Source organism: Bacillus sp. FSL K6-0073 (assembly GCF_038006085.1).
Classification (GTDB): Bacteria; Bacillota; Bacilli; order Bacillales; family Bacillaceae_G; genus Bacillus_A; species Bacillus_A cereus.
Window position 1 is genome coordinate 12,501 of record NZ_JBBOUN010000001.1, and the last position, 15,000, is coordinate 27,500.

The window sequence follows — 15,000 nt, forward strand, 5'->3', positions numbered from 1 at the left end:
GTAGGCGAGGAGAGAATCCTAAGGTGTGCGAGAGAACTCTGGTTAAGGAACTCGGCAAAATGACCCCGTAACTTCGGGAGAAGGGGTGCTTTCTTAACGGAAAGCCGCAGTGAATAGGCCCAAGCGACTGTTTAGCAAAAACACAGCTCTCTGCGAAGCCGTAAGGCGAAGTATAGGGGGTGACACCTGCCCGGTGCTGGAAGGTTAAGGAGAGGGGTTAGCGTAAGCGAAGCTCTGAACTGAAGCCCCAGTAAACGGCGGCCGTAACTATAACGGTCCTAAGGTAGCGAAATTCCTTGTCGGGTAAGTTCCGACCCGCACGAAAGGTGTAACGATTTGGGCACTGTCTCAACCAGAGACTCGGTGAAATTATAGTACCTGTGAAGATGCAGGTTACCCGCGACAGGACGGAAAGACCCCGTGGAGCTTTACTGTAGCCTGATATTGAATTTTGGTACAGTTTGTACAGGATAGGCGGGAGCCATTGAAACCGGAGCGCTAGCTTCGGTGGAGGCGCTGGTGGGATACCGCCCTGACTGTATTGAAATTCTAACCTACGGGTCTTATCGACCCGGGAGACAGTGTCAGGTGGGCAGTTTGACTGGGGCGGTCGCCTCCTAAAGTGTAACGGAGGCGCCCAAAGGTTCCCTCAGAATGGTTGGAAATCATTCGTAGAGTGCAAAGGCATAAGGGAGCTTGACTGCGAGACCTACAAGTCGAGCAGGGACGAAAGTCGGGCTTAGTGATCCGGTGGTTCCGCATGGAAGGGCCATCGCTCAACGGATAAAAGCTACCCCGGGGATAACAGGCTTATCTCCCCCAAGAGTCCACATCGACGGGGAGGTTTGGCACCTCGATGTCGGCTCATCGCATCCTGGGGCTGTAGTCGGTCCCAAGGGTTGGGCTGTTCGCCCATTAAAGCGGTACGCGAGCTGGGTTCAGAACGTCGTGAGACAGTTCGGTCCCTATCCGTCGTGGGCGTAGGAAATTTGAGAGGAGCTGTCCTTAGTACGAGAGGACCGGGATGGACGCACCGCTGGTGTACCAGTTGTTCTGCCAAGGGCATAGCTGGGTAGCTATGTGCGGAAGGGATAAGTGCTGAAAGCATCTAAGCATGAAGCCCCCCTCAAGATGAGATTTCCCATAGCGTAAGCTAGTAAGATCCCTGAAAGATGATCAGGTTGATAGGTTCGAGGTGGAAGCATGGTGACATGTGGAGCTGACGAATACTAATAGATCGAGGACTTAACCATATAATATGTAGCAATGTTATCTAGTTTTGAAGGAATATGCCTTCAATAGTTTGGTGATGATGGCAGAGAGGTCACACCCGTTCCCATACCGAACACGGAAGTTAAGCTCTCTAGCGCCGATGGTAGTTGGGACCTTGTCCCTGTGAGAGTAGGACGTCGCCAAGCAACTAAAAACACAAGTCATTTGACTTGTGTTTTTTTATTTCCCATGAAATAGATTTGGTTCCATTAATAAAAAATTTGAAATATAGTAAGGGATTTTTTGAGCAGAAATACTTAGAAATTGATAAATAAATGGATAATCTTCAGAACCATAACTGCCAAGTAAGTCATACCACCAATCTGTTTCATACCTAGAAATCATGCTTAAATTATAGAGCAATAAATAATGAATGAGGAGTTCAGGTAATATTGGCTTAGGATTTCTAGGATCAGTCGTAAGTGGCAAATAATAAGTATTAGTAAGATGTTCATAGTATAAAGGAGTACTGTACATAGGATTCCATGATTGAATGGGCGCCGTAAAAAGTAAATTCGATTCATTAGTCTTCTCAGGTACGTGCTGTATTGATAAATGCTTACAAGATGTTTCAATGTAACGAGAAAATCTCTCTTTAGTCATATGTAATCGATCTAGTAGGTTGACTGAAAAGGAGAGCTCATTTTTAATTGTTGAATCGATTTTATATAAAGTTGATTCTTTTTGACTATAACGAAATAAATTTTGTAATTCTGGAATATTTCCCATTAGTTCTAACATGTTAAATTTTTCTGCTTCTAAGTGTTTCATGTGAAACAGTTGTTCTGCAACATGAGTAAACAATCCGTTTTTTTGTATCTTCACCTCATCTTCTAAAAATTGATACCCTTGTTTTTTTCGTTTGCGAGTTGTAACGCCATGAGCTAAAACAGTAGTGGATTCAGGATAGTTAGGGTCAATAGTTAGTAGGCATGCTTTAAAAAGTTGACTAATTCCATAAAATAACAACATTGGTTGAATGGAAAATGGAGCTGTTTTATATAATTCATAATAATTTTTCCCGTGTTCTAAGTAATAAATAAAGGGATAACAATTTTCAAAACTTTTTTTTTCGGCATCCTGAATAGAGGATTTTTCGTAACAACGGGCAAGATAACGTTGTACGTTTTGAGATGAAAAAAAGAAACTTAACTGCTGCCAAGTACAAGATGTTTGATGCATATATTACGCTCCTTTTATTGTCTAAAAATTCTAACATATATATACGTCCTTGACAGTATTTTAACCAATTGATAAGCTACTAATAATAATTTCTGGTATCATAGGGGGAACAATTATGTGGGAATCTAAATTTGTTAAAGAAGGTTTGACTTTTGATGATGTATTACTTGTACCAGCTAGGTCAGATATATTACCAAGAGAAGTAAGTGTTAAAACAGTTTTATCTGAAAGCTTACAGCTAAACATCCCGTTAATTAGTGCAGGAATGGATACAGTAACAGAAGCTGACATGGCTATTGCAATGGCTCGCCAGGGTGGTTTAGGAATTATTCATAAGAATATGTCTATTGAGCAACAAGCAGAGCAAGTTGATAAAGTAAAGCGCTCTGAAAGCGGCGTTATTTCAGATCCTTTCTTCTTAACTCCAGAACATCAAGTATATGATGCAGAACATCTTATGGGAAAATATCGTATCTCAGGTGTACCGGTTGTAAATAATTTAGATGAGCGAAAATTAGTTGGTATTATTACAAACCGTGATATGCGCTTCATCCAAGACTACTCAATCAAAATTTCTGACGTAATGACAAAAGAACAATTAATTACAGCTCCAGTTGGTACTACACTGGAAGAAGCTGAAAAGATCCTACAAAAGTATAAAATTGAAAAACTCCCTCTTGTTGATAATAACGGTGTATTACAAGGGCTTATTACAATAAAAGATATTGAAAAAGTAATTGAATTCCCAAACTCTGCTAAAGATAAGCAAGGACGCTTATTAGTTGGAGCAGCAGTTGGTGTAACAGCGGATGCTATGCTTCGCATCGATGCATTAGTAAAAGCTAGTGTAGATGCAATTGTACTTGATACAGCACATGGGCATTCTAAAGGTGTTATTGATAAGGTAAAAGAAGTTCGTGCTAAATATCCATCACTAAATATTATCGCTGGAAATGTTGCTACTGCTGAAGCAACGAAAGCACTAATTGAAGCTGGTGCAAACGTAGTTAAAGTTGGTATTGGACCAGGTTCTATTTGTACAACACGCGTTGTAGCCGGTGTTGGTGTACCACAATTAACTGCGGTTTATGATTGTGCAACAGAAGCTCGTAAACACGGTATTCCAGTTATTGCTGATGGCGGTATTAAGTACTCTGGTGATATGGTGAAAGCTTTAGCGGCAGGAGCACATGTTGTTATGCTAGGTAGCATGTTTGCAGGTGTTGCAGAAAGCCCTGGAGAAACTGAAATTTACCAAGGTCGTCAATTTAAAGTGTATCGTGGTATGGGTTCTGTCGGTGCAATGGAAAAAGGAAGTAAAGATCGTTACTTCCAAGAAGGCAATAAAAAACTTGTCCCAGAAGGTATTGAAGGACGAGTACCATATAAAGGACCTTTAGCAGATACAGTTCACCAATTAGTTGGTGGCTTACGTGCAGGTATGGGATATTGCGGAGCACAGGATTTAGAATTCTTACGCGAAAATGCACAATTCATTCGTATGTCAGGTGCTGGCTTACGTGAAAGTCATCCTCATCACGTACAAATTACAAAAGAGGCTCCAAACTACTCATTATAATGTCTTATATACAAATAGACAGAGATTTGATATCTCTGTCTATTTTTTTTTGATTATGTTAGAATAACGGTTATGTGAGTACATAGATATTGGGGGTAGCAAAAGTGAAAGGTATGTTTTGCAAAAGATTCATTGCTTTGGTAACAGTGCTTACACTAGCTTGTAGCATTTTTATGCCATATAGCAATGCATCAGCTGAAACAGGAGCCGCTTTAAACATTGAAGCAGGTGCGGCAATTTTAGTAGAAGCGAATTCTGGGAAAATTTTATATCAAAAGAATGCAGATGAATTATTATCCATTGCTAGTATGACAAAGATGATGAGTGAATATTTAGTTCACGAAGCAGTGGATAAAGGAAAACTTAAGTGGGACCAGAAAATTAAGGTTTCTGAATATGCATATAAGGTTTCACAAGATGCTTCATTATCAAATGTTGCATTAGAAAATGGTGGCTCTTATACAGTAAAAGAGTTATACGAGGCAATGGCAATCTTTTCTGCAAATGGTGCAACAATTGCATTAGCAGAAGCAATTGCAGGTAAAGAAGTAGACTTCGTAAAAATGATGAATGATAAATCGAAAGAACTAGGGTTGAAAAATTATAAATTTGTCAATTCTACAGGTTTAACGAATAAAGATTTAAAGGGAATGCATCCTGAAGGAACAACAGCGGATGAAGAAAATAAAATGTCTGCAAAGGATGTTGCAACTTTAGCACAACATTTAATTAAAGATTATCCAAAAGTGTTAGATACAGCAAAAATCCCTAAAAAAGAATTCCGTCCAGAAAAAGAGAAGTTTGCAATGTCGAACTGGAACTGGATGTTAAAGGGCTTAGTTAAAGAATATGATGGCGTAGACGGCCTAAAAACAGGCTCAACTCCAGAAGCAGGAGATTGCTTCACTGGTACGGTTGAAAGAAACGGAATGCGTTTTATTTCTGTAGTTATTAAAACAAGTTCTCATACAGCACGTTTTGATGAAACAAAGAAGCTATATGATTATGGGTTTGCTAACTTTGAAGTAAAACAAATGTATAAAAAAGGTTCTTCAGTAAAAGGACAAGAAACAGTACGAGTAGAAAATGCGAAAGATAAAGATGTAGCAGTTCAAACGAAACAAGCTATTTCACTTCCAGTGCCAAAAGGAAGTAAAGATGTTTATAAAACGGAATTAAAAGAATCAAGTAAGGGACAAGAAGCACCTATTAAAAAGGGGGCTGCGCTTGGTCAAATGGTAATTACGCCAAAAGATACAAACGACCCTGGATTTTTAACTGGTAAGTCACTGCAAGTTGATCTTGTAACAACATCTGAAGTAGAAGAAGCAAACTGGTTTACTCGTGCTATGCGCGGAATTGGTTCATTCTTTAGTGGCATGTGGAATAGTGCTGTTGATACAGTAAAAGGATGGTTTTAAAAGCTCCTCATGATAGGAGCTTTTTTTTATTCCTATTTTTCATACCGACTTTATGAAAAAGTAGTAGACAAGCATCTGATAGTTAGTGGTAGAATGTAAGAGTATTCTTAATTTTCGCCTTTAACGGGGGAAAGCAATTCACCTAGGGGGGTTTTTGTACATGACAAATGTAACAGGGACAGAACGTGTAAAACGTGGAATGGCAGAAATGCAAAAAGGCGGCGTTATTATGGACGTAGTTAACGCTGAACAAGCAAAAATTGCAGAAGAGGCAGGCGCAGTTGCCGTTATGGCATTAGAGCGTGTACCAGCAGATATTCGTGCAGCAGGTGGCGTTTCTCGTATGGCAGACCCAACAATTGTTGAAGAAGTTATGGGTGCGGTGTCAATTCCGGTTATGGCAAAATGCCGTATCGGTCACCTTGTAGAAGCACGTGTATTAGAATCATTAGGGGTAGACTATATCGATGAGAGTGAAGTATTAACTCCTGCTGATGAAGTATACCATTTAAATAAACGTGATTACACAGTTCCATTTGTATGTGGTTGCCGTGATATCGGAGAAGCTGCACGTCGTATTGCAGAAGGTGCATCTATGCTTCGTACAAAAGGTGAACCGGGAACAGGAAACATTGTAGAGGCAGTGCGTCATATGCGCCAAGTCAATGCAGAAATCCGTCAAGTTGCGAGTCTACGTGAAGATGAGTTAATGACATATGCAAAAAATACTGGCGCTCCTTACGAAGTATTACTTGAAATTAAACGTCTTGGTCGCTTACCAGTTGTAAACTTTGCGGCAGGTGGTGTAGCAACACCAGCAGATGCAGCGTTAATGATGCAACTTGGTGCTGATGGGGTATTTGTTGGATCTGGTATCTTCAAATCAGAAAACCCAGAGAAATTTGCACGTGCAATCGTTGAAGCAACGACTCATTATGAAGATTACGAACTAATTGCAAGCCTTTCTAAAGGATTAGGTAATGCAATGAAGGGTGTCGAAATTTCAACGTTATTACCAGAACAACGCATGCAAGAGCGTGGATGGTAATTAAAGGAGAACTTTAAAATGGTGAAAATAGGTGTACTAGGTCTTCAAGGTGCAGTTCGTGAGCATATAAAATCAGTTGAAGCAAGTGGTGCAGAAGCTGTTGTTGTAAAGCGTATAGAGCAACTTGAAGAGATTGATGGTCTTATTTTACCAGGCGGTGAAAGTACAACAATGCGCCGTCTTATTGATAAGTATGCTTTCATGGAACCACTTCGTACATTTGCAAAGTCTGGTAAACCAATGTTTGGTACGTGTGCAGGGATGATTCTTCTTGCAAAAACACTTATTGGCTATGAAGAAGCACATATTGGTGCTATGGATATTACAGTTGAGCGCAATGCGTTCGGACGCCAAAAGGATAGTTTTGAAGCTGCGCTTTCAATTGAAGGCGTGGGTGAAGACTTCATTGGTGTATTTATCCGTGCGCCGTATGTTGTAGAAGTAGCTGATAATGTTGAAGTGCTTTCTAAGCATGGTGACCGAATGGTAGCGGTAAGACAAGATCAGTTTTTAGCTGCTTCATTCCATCCGGAATTAACAGATGATCATCGTGTGACAGCATACTTTGTTGAAATGGTAAAAGAAGCGAAAATGAAAAAAGTTGTATAAGTAACTTGCAACTTGTATAAGATTATAGTAAATTGATGGTAACAATTTTATAAAATAAGCGTGTTGATAGGAAATAGTAACAAATGTCGTTTCTTATAGAGAGTCGATGGTTGGTGGAAATCGATAGAAACAGTTTGTGAATCCATCCTGGAATGGAATGTGGAATATCTTTTGGATTAGTAAGCATTCCCGGTGAAGAGCCGTTATTTCTACTTGAGAGGAAAGCGGTAATGCTTTCAACTAGGGTGGCAACGCGGGTTAACTCCCGTCCCTTTATATAGGGACGGGAGTTTTTTGTGTTTTATAAAATAAAAGGAGGAGTATATAATGCTTGATATTAAATTTTTACGTACAAACTTTGAAGAAGTAAAAGCGAAATTACAGCATAGAGGCGAAGATTTAACTGATTTCGGCCGTTTTGAAGAACTTGATACGAGAAGAAGAGAACTACTTGTTCAGACAGAAGAATTAAAAAGTAAACGTAACGAAGTATCTCAACAAATTTCTGTATTAAAGCGCGAAAAGAAAGATGCAGAAGCTCTAATTTTAGAAATGCGTGAGGTTGGAGAAAAAGTAAAGGATCTTGATAACGAACTTCGTACAGTTGAAGAAGACTTAGAAAGATTAATGTTATCTATTCCAAATATCCCTCATGAATCTGCTCCAGTTGGTGAAACAGAGGATGATAATGTAGTAGCACGTACTTGGGGAGAAGTGAAAGAATTTACTTTTGAGCCAAAACCACATTGGGATCTTGCTACTGATTTAGGAATTTTAGATTTTGAACGCGCTGGGAAAGTAACAGGAAGCCGCTTCGTATTTTACAAAGGTGCTGGTGCAAGATTAGAGCGTGCTTTAATTAGCTTTATGCTTGATCTTCATACTGATGAGCATGGATATGAAGAAGTATTACCTCCATATATGGTAAACCGTGCAAGTATGACGGGAACAGGACAACTTCCAAAGTTTGAAGAAGATGCATTCCGTATTGAAAGTGAAGATTACTTCTTAATTCCAACAGCTGAAGTACCTGTAACGAATATGCATCGTGATGAGATTTTAAATAAAGAGCAATTGCCTATAAGATATGCTGCATTTAGCTCTTGCTTCCGTTCTGAAGCAGGTTCAGCTGGTCGTGATACACGTGGCTTAATTCGCCAGCATCAGTTCAATAAAGTAGAGCTTGTGAAGTTCGTAAAACCAGAAGATTCTTATGAAGAATTAGAAAAATTAACAAATGATGCAGAACGCGTGTTACAATTATTAGAGTTGCCATATCGCGTTATGAGCATGTGCACAGGCGATTTAGGATTTACAGCAGCGAAGAAATACGATATTGAAGTATGGATTCCAAGCTATGGCACATATCGTGAAATTTCTTCTTGTAGTAATTTTGAAGCTTTCCAAGCGAGACGTGCAAATATCCGTTTCCGCCGTGAGCCAAATGGAAAACCAGAACATGTTCATACATTAAATGGATCTGGTCTTGCAATCGGACGTACGGTTGCAGCTATTTTAGAGAACTACCAACAAGAAGATGGTACAATTATAATTCCAGAAGTTCTTCGCCCTTATATGGGAGGAAAAACAGTTATTAAGTAAATTTAAACATTCATCGGTATGAGTGATTGGTAATTATGAGCGTTGTCAGTACTGTAATGTAGGAAGGGGAAAGTAAAATTTTCCTTTCCTCATAATTTATTTTAGTAGGGTTGACTAACTGTTTTTCTTTTGATATTATATTTGATGTCAATATGGAGGTATACCCAAGTCTGGCTGAAGGGATCGGTCTTGAAAACCGACAGGCGGCGAGAGTCGCGCGGGGGTTCGAATCCCTCTACCTCCTCCAGATATAATTGACAACAGCGCATATAAGTGGAGATTGGAGAACTCGTTACCAACACGTAACGAGTTTTTATTTTAAAACCAATCATAAAGTATGGTGTAAGGTAATTTTGTCCTTATTACACACTCATATTCCGATGATTATCTTCATAGATATGAAAGGAGTCAACATGGATCTTATTATACAAACGTTTCCTTTAGATGGAAAAACTTTATATTATGTACAATGTCCTGTCTGTAAGAACAATAGAATTTTAAACAGTGGTGCAAACGTATCACGCATTATTAGTGATGATACATTCCGTAAACTTTGTGGTTGTACTTGTGATGTAAAACAAGCTACGAGTAAAGTAGAGGCGCCAAAACAAGTTAAAAAAGCAGCTGTAAAGAAAGCGGCGGCTCCAAAACGTACAGGTAAAGTATTAACGGCAGTAATTAACGGGAAAGAAATGACTGTTAAAGAAATTGCTGAAGCATACGATATTAGTACAAGTACTGTTCGTCAGCGCATTAACGCAGGAAAACCTGAGAGTGAAATTATTGCTCCAACAAAGAAGAAGTAATTTAATAGGAAAACCCGTGCATATGCACGGGTTTTTTATTTTACAAGTTTACGTGTTTGTTTTAAAAAATGGCCAATTTTTTTAATGATTGGTTCGATTGAATCACCATCTTTTAAAATATCGTACTCATTAATATTTAAGCGTAATACAGGGCATGAATTAAAGTTGTTAATCCAGTTTTCATAACGTCCATGCATTTCTTTCCAGTACTCAATTGGTGTTTGCTGTTCCATTGGGCGCCCGCGTTCTTGAATACGATCGACAATATCATCGAAAGAACCTTCTAAGTAAATTAATAAGTCTGGATGAGGGAAGTAAGGAGTCATGACCATAGCGTCAAATAAACCTTTGTATGTTTCATAATCAGTTTCCGTCATTGTTCCTTTTTCATGATGCATCTTTGCGAAAATTCCAGTGTCTTCGTAAATGGAACGATCTTGAACAAAACCGCCACCATATTCAAAAATTCTTTTTTGTTCCTTAAATCGTTCTGCTAAAAAGTACACTTGTAGGTGGAAGCTCCAGCGAGTGAAGTCCGCATAGAACTTGTCCAAGTATGGATTGGAATCTACTTTTTCAAATGATGTGCGATAACCTAAAGCATTAGCTAATGCAGTTGTCATAGTTGATTTACCCACACCTACCGTTCCGGCGATAGTGATTACTGCGTCATTAGGTATATCATATTTTTGCCTTAAATTCATTATTATTTCGACTCCTTTAAGAGAGTATTTTGAAGGGCAGATAGGATGACGTTTAAATCATCAGGATTTTTTACAAAATCCATATCGTCTCCATTAAATTTCAATACTGGTATTTCCGGATGATCTTTTTTAAAAGCATCCATTGCTGTTTCATAATCTTTTGTGAGCTGTAGTAAGTAATTTGGATCCATGTTTTTTTCAAATTCTCTTCCGCGCATGGCGATTCGTTTTTGCAATGTTTCTAGGCTAGCTGTTAAATAAACAATGACATTTGGCACAGGCATATCTTGTGTAAGGATACGATAAATTTGCATGTATTTGTCATATTGAGAGTCTTTTAATGTGCGGGATGCAAAAATTAAATTTTTAAAGATATGGTAATCCGCTACTACTGGTTTCCTTTGATTCAAATACTTTATGTTAATGTCTTCTAATTGTTTGTATCTATTACAAAGAAAGAACATCTCTGTTTGAAAACTCCATTCGTCGATGTCTTCATAGAACTTTCCTAAAAAGGGATTTTCATCAACAATCTCTTTTAGTAAGTGGAGTTGCATGTGAGTTGAAATTTCCTTCGCAAGTGAAGTTTTTCCAACACCAATTGGTCCTTCAACCGTGATAAATGGTACTCCGGTCACGCTGTTTCCTCCTTTCAATCAGTGATTTACCGTGACTACTAAAAACACAAAACAGAATTATTGTAGCACAAGAGGGAAGCGAGCGGGTTAATTTGATATAAAAAGTTAGAAAATAGATATATGTATTAATTAAATTTTATTTTGGTTGATGATGTTATAGTTGCTTTCAATGTAGTTTCCATTATTTTTAAAGCATGTATATTATCTTGGTCGTTGTTAGAGGCGATACAATCCTCTGGTACATACAATGTATAATTTCTCATATGAGCATCATTAGCTGTAAATAGGATACATATATTTCCGGCAACCCCTGTTAATATTAGATTTTCTATTTTTAAATAACCTAGTAATGAATTTAAAGGTGTTTCATAAAAAGCGGAATAATGTGGTTTAATAAAAATGTAATCATCAGAACTTGGAGCAATCTTATGGATTATGTTTTTGCTATATTCATTTGTACAATGAGTAATAAGTTGGTCGATATCAGATCTCCAAAGTTGATAATGGTCATTAACGTAAATTATAGGACAGCCGAAGGATTTCATTTTTTTCTTTAATTGTAAAATAGGGTTTGTTATAATTTCACATTTTTTAGCTAGAATGGGTCCGTGGGAAAATTGAAAGTCATTAATCATATCGATAATGAGCAAGGCGGTATTTTTCATATGTAATCCCCTCTCTTTTTTCTTTTAGGGTGGATTGAATTTGTAAAAGTTATCCCCTGTGTAGTAAATGGAAAATAAGTGTACTTTATTTGTAATGAAAGGACTATGTTATGGAACAAGATCAAGATATTTATTTTATGCAATTAGCGATAGAAGAAGCTAAAAAGGCAGAGGAAATACAGGAAGTACCAATTGGAGCAGTTATAGTGTTAAATGGTGAGGTAATTAGTGTTGCCCATAATTTAAGGGAAACTGAGCAGAGATCAATAGCTCATGCTGAGTTGCTAGCGATAGATGAGGCATGTAAAAAATTAGGGACATGGCGTTTAGAAGATGCAACATTGTATGTAACATTAGAACCTTGTCCAATGTGTGCGGGTGGAATTGTTTTATCACGAGTGAAGCGAGTTGTATATGGTGCAAGTGATCCTAAGGGCGGATGTGCAGGGACATTGATGAATCTTTTAACGGATGAACGCTTCAATCATCAATGTGAAGTAGTATCTGGTGTACTAGAGGAAGAATGCGGTACGTTGTTAACAAGCTTTTTTAGAGAACTTCGTAAAAAAAGAAAAGCAATAAAAAAATTAGAGAAGAATACTGGGAACTAACGTATTTGCATTTTATAAAGAAACAAGTTATACTGATAATGCCTTTAATGAAGGCAACCGAATATTGGTTTTAACTTTGCCGTGCTAAGCGGGGAGGTAGCGGTGCCCTATACTCGCAATCCGCTCTAGCGAGGCCGAATCCCCTCTCGAGGTTATGTTGCTGTAAGGTCTGCCTTAAGTAAGTGGTGTTGACGTTTGGGTCCTGCGCAACGGGACCCCGTGAACCTTGTCAGGTCCGGAAGGAAGCAGCAATAAGCGGGTCTTCTCGTGTGCCGCAGGAGTGCCTGAACCGAGCTAACTGCTTGAGTAACGCTTATGGTACGTAATCGACGGAGGGTGCACGGCAGTTATATATGTATACAAAACTCACCTTTATATTAAGGTGAGTTTTTTGTATAGAAAATAACTTTTGGAATCTATAAACAGAATGGGTTATAATAAATGAGATAATAACCTTTGAGGGAGGCCGTATTTTCGTGTCATACCAAGCGTTATACCGAACATGGAGACCGCAAAAGTTCGAAGATGTAGTCGGTCAAAAGCACGTAACAAAAACGTTGCAAAATGCCCTTCTTCAAGAGAAAGTTTCACATGCTTATTTATTTTCTGGCCCGAGGGGAACGGGAAAAACGACAATTGCAAAAGTATTTGCAAAAGCAATTAACTGTGAACATGCTCCGGTAGCTGAACCTTGTAATGAATGTCCTTCTTGTTTAGGAATTACACAAGGATCCATTTCAGATGTATTAGAAATTGATGCGGCTTCAAATAACGGTGTAGATGAAATTCGAGATATTAGAGATAAAGTAAAATATGCTCCAAGTGCTGTAGAATATAAAGTATACATTATTGATGAAGTTCACATGCTTTCTATGGGTGCATTCAATGCGCTTTTAAAAACCTTAGAAGAGCCGCCAGGACATGTTATCTTTATTTTGGCGACAACAGAACCTCATAAGATCCCGCCTACAATTATTTCACGTTGTCAGCGTTTTGAATTCCGAAAAATATCAGTGAATGATATTGTTGAGAGATTATCAACGGTCGTGACAAATGAAGGTACGCAAGTGGAAGATGAGGCATTACAAATTGTTGCGCGTGCTGCTGAAGGTGGTATGCGTGACGCACTTAGTCTTATTGATCAGGCTATATCTTATAGTGATGAGACCGTTACGACAGAAGATGTATTGGCCGTAACAGGATCTGTTTCTCAGCAATACTTAGGCAATTTAGTAGAATGCATACGTGAAAATGATGTATCAAGAGCATTGCAAATCATAGATGAAATGATGAGTAAAGGGAAGGATCCAGTTCGTTTTATGGAGGATTTCATTTACTATTATCGTGATATGCTTTTATATCAAACTTCACCGCAACTAGAACATATGTTGGAACGAGTAATTGTAGATGATCAATTCCGTAAGTTGAGTGAAGAAATGCAACCGGAAGTGATCTATGAGATTATTCATACCCTTAGTAAGGGACAACAGGAAATGAAGTGGACAAATCATCCGCGTATTTTCTTAGAAGTTGTTATGGTGCAATTGTGTCAACAGTTTATGATGCAAGCAAATGGTACAGATCGTTTGCAAGCAATTATGAACAGGATGCAGCAACTGGAGAAAGAGTTAGAGCAAGTTAAAAAGAACGGTGTGCCAGCTGGTGTACAACAGGAAGTAAGAGAGACACGTGCAACACCAAAGCCGGTAAGAACAGGAAGTATGAAGATTCCTGTCGGACGTGTAAATGAAGTATTAAAACAAGCGAAGCGTCAAGATTTAGAACAATTAAAAGCTGTATGGGGTGAGTTGTTAGGAAGACTCAAATCATATAACAAAGTAGCGTTTGCTGTTTTACTAGAAAATAGCGAACCAGTGGCAGCTTCAGATGACACTTACGTTTTAGCATTTCAATATGAGATTCATTGTAAGATGGCGAGCGAAAATCGAGAAGCTATGGATACAGTAGAACAAGCTTTATTTGAATTGCTAAGTAAAAGGTTAAATATGATTGCCATTCCAAAAAGTGAATGGGGTAAAATCCGTGAAGACTTTTTACAACGTGAAGGTGGAGAGTCTGAAGAAAGCCCAGAGAAAAGGGAAGACCCTCTTATAGAAGAGGCAGTGAAATTAGTAGGGCAAGAACTCATTGAAATAAAAGAGTAATAATAATTAGGAGGAATTAATTATGATGCGTGGCGGAATGGGAAATATGAATAACATGATGAAACAAATGCAAAAGATGCAAAAGGACATGGCGAAAGCACAAGAAGAGCTTGGTGAAAAAACAGTTGAAGGTACAGCTGGCGGCGGAATGATTACAGTTATCGCAAATGGTCACAAGCAAATTCTTGAAGTGAAGATTAAAGAAGAAGTTGTAGATCCAGAAGATATCGAAATGTTACAAGACTTAGTGTTAGCTGCAACAAATGATGCACTTAAAAAGGCTGATGAGCTTTCAAACTCTACAATGGGTAAATTTACAAAAGGCTTAAACTTACCAGGTGGAATGTTCTAGGAGGATATTGATACATGCATTATCCAGAACCAATATCAAAACTAATCGATAGTTTTATGAAGTTGCCAGGTATCGGACCGAAAACAGCGGTTCGATTGGCATTTTTCGTATTAGATATGAAAGAAGATGACGTGTTAGGTTTCGCGAAAGCACTTGTAAATGCGAAGCGAGATTTAGCGTACTGTTCTGTATGCGGACATATTACTGATCGTGATCCTTGTTATATTTGTAATGATTCACATCGAGATCAATCAGTTGTTTGTGTCGTGCAAGAACCGAAAGATGTAATCGCGATGGAAAAAATGAAAGAGTATCAAGGTGTATATCATGTGTTACGTGGTGCGAT

The 15,000-nt window shown here is 38.4% G+C and carries 14 protein-coding genes, 1 tRNA gene, 2 rRNA genes, 1 other RNA gene and 1 other annotated feature (2 of these 19 running past the window's edge); of the genes, 14 read left to right on the forward strand and 4 right to left on the reverse strand.

From position 1 onward, the window contains the following. Together MHB52_RS00050 and rrf are read left to right on the forward strand one after the other, a co-directional pair. Positions 1 to 1,253 (forward strand): 23S ribosomal RNA (locus MHB52_RS00050); it begins 1,670 nt to the left of the window's first position. Between the two features lie 49 nt (positions 1,254 to 1,302). Next, positions 1,303 to 1,418 (forward strand): 5S ribosomal RNA (gene rrf, locus MHB52_RS00055). Between the two features lie 34 nt (positions 1,419 to 1,452). Here the strand turns inward: rrf and MHB52_RS00060 are convergent. Then, on the reverse strand, positions 1,453 to 2,454 hold the full coding sequence (locus tag MHB52_RS00060; protein ID WP_000554281.1) for a YaaC family protein: 1,002 nt from the start codon (positions 2,452 to 2,454) through the stop codon (positions 1,453 to 1,455). A 115-nt stretch (positions 2,455 to 2,569) separates the two neighbouring features. Between MHB52_RS00060 and guaB the strand changes: the two genes are divergently transcribed. The 7 genes from guaB to MHB52_RS00095 all read left to right on the forward strand — a co-directional run bounded on the left by guaB (position 2,570) and on the right by MHB52_RS00095 (position 9,519). Beyond that, complete coding sequence (guaB, locus tag MHB52_RS00065) at positions 2,570 to 4,033, forward strand: IMP dehydrogenase (RefSeq protein ID WP_000264088.1); 1,464 nt, start codon at positions 2,570 to 2,572, stop codon at positions 4,031 to 4,033. A 113-nt stretch (positions 4,034 to 4,146) separates the two neighbouring features. After that, positions 4,147 to 5,454, forward strand: coding sequence for a D-alanyl-D-alanine carboxypeptidase DacA (gene dacA / locus MHB52_RS00070; RefSeq protein ID WP_125653127.1), 1,308 nt, complete (start codon positions 4,147 to 4,149; stop codon positions 5,452 to 5,454). Between the two features lie 160 nt (positions 5,455 to 5,614). After that, the gene (gene pdxS / locus MHB52_RS00075; RefSeq protein WP_000186165.1) at positions 5,615 to 6,502 is read left to right on the forward strand and encodes a pyridoxal 5'-phosphate synthase lyase subunit PdxS; all 888 of its coding nucleotides are present in this window, start codon (positions 5,615 to 5,617) and stop codon (positions 6,500 to 6,502) included. 18 nt (positions 6,503 to 6,520) lie between these two features. Then, on the forward strand, positions 6,521 to 7,111 hold the full coding sequence (gene pdxT / locus MHB52_RS00080; RefSeq protein ID WP_000238771.1) for a pyridoxal 5'-phosphate synthase glutaminase subunit PdxT: 591 nt from the start codon (positions 6,521 to 6,523) through the stop codon (positions 7,109 to 7,111). Between the two features lie 54 nt (positions 7,112 to 7,165). Further along, positions 7,166 to 7,387 (forward strand) — a binding site (T-box leader). A gap of 51 nt (positions 7,388 to 7,438) precedes the next feature. Further along, entirely contained in the window at positions 7,439 to 8,713 is a 1,275-nt protein-coding gene (gene serS / locus MHB52_RS00085) for a serine--tRNA ligase (protein ID WP_000884186.1), read from the forward strand. A gap of 154 nt (positions 8,714 to 8,867) precedes the next feature. Continuing rightward, positions 8,868 to 8,960: transfer RNA gene (locus MHB52_RS00090), tRNA-Ser, on the forward strand. Positions 8,961 to 9,126: 166 nt separating this feature from the next. Continuing rightward, on the forward strand, positions 9,127 to 9,519 hold the full coding sequence (locus tag MHB52_RS00095) for a DUF3797 domain-containing protein (protein ID WP_000364196.1): 393 nt from the start codon (positions 9,127 to 9,129) through the stop codon (positions 9,517 to 9,519). 35 nt (positions 9,520 to 9,554) lie between these two features. On the opposite strand, the gene MHB52_RS00100 is transcribed toward MHB52_RS00095, so the two are convergent. From MHB52_RS00100 to MHB52_RS00110, 3 genes are all read right to left on the reverse strand, one after another. Next, a complete protein-coding gene (locus MHB52_RS00100) occupies positions 9,555 to 10,223 on the reverse strand; it encodes a deoxynucleoside kinase (protein WP_001053585.1) in 669 nt (222 codons plus the stop codon). A 2-nt stretch (positions 10,224 to 10,225) separates the two neighbouring features. Continuing rightward, a complete protein-coding gene (locus MHB52_RS00105) occupies positions 10,226 to 10,861 on the reverse strand; it encodes a deoxynucleoside kinase (RefSeq protein WP_000148218.1) in 636 nt (211 codons plus the stop codon). Positions 10,862 to 10,986: 125 nt separating this feature from the next. Next, positions 10,987 to 11,526, reverse strand: a complete 540-nt coding sequence (locus tag MHB52_RS00110; protein ID WP_016117071.1) for an isochorismatase family cysteine hydrolase — start codon at positions 11,524 to 11,526, stop codon at positions 10,987 to 10,989. A gap of 110 nt (positions 11,527 to 11,636) precedes the next feature. On the opposite strand from MHB52_RS00110, the gene tadA reads away from it, so the two are divergent. The 5 genes from tadA to recR form a co-directional block, all read left to right on the forward strand. Continuing rightward, on the forward strand, positions 11,637 to 12,137 hold the full coding sequence (gene tadA, locus MHB52_RS00115) for a tRNA adenosine(34) deaminase TadA (protein WP_000434336.1): 501 nt from the start codon (positions 11,637 to 11,639) through the stop codon (positions 12,135 to 12,137). Positions 12,138 to 12,216: 79 nt separating this feature from the next. Then, positions 12,217 to 12,481: signal recognition particle sRNA large type (gene ffs / locus MHB52_RS00120), an RNA gene on the forward strand. A gap of 132 nt (positions 12,482 to 12,613) precedes the next feature. Beyond that, positions 12,614 to 14,302 carry a DNA polymerase III subunit gamma/tau gene (gene dnaX / locus MHB52_RS00125; RefSeq protein ID WP_000121577.1) on the forward strand — a complete coding sequence of 563 codons (1,689 nt, stop codon included), beginning with the start codon at positions 12,614 to 12,616 and terminating at the stop codon, positions 14,300 to 14,302. A 25-nt stretch (positions 14,303 to 14,327) separates the two neighbouring features. Further along, positions 14,328 to 14,654: a YbaB/EbfC family nucleoid-associated protein gene (locus tag MHB52_RS00130; RefSeq protein WP_014894853.1), complete on the forward strand. Its 327-nt coding sequence runs from the start codon at positions 14,328 to 14,330 to the stop codon at positions 14,652 to 14,654. A gap of 14 nt (positions 14,655 to 14,668) precedes the next feature. Then, positions 14,669 to 15,000 carry the 5' portion of a recombination protein RecR gene (gene recR, locus MHB52_RS00135; RefSeq protein ID WP_000559169.1) on the forward strand. It continues 265 nt past the right edge of the window, so the window shows 332 of its 597 coding nt (coding positions 1–332); its start codon is at positions 14,669 to 14,671; its stop codon lies beyond the right edge, outside the window.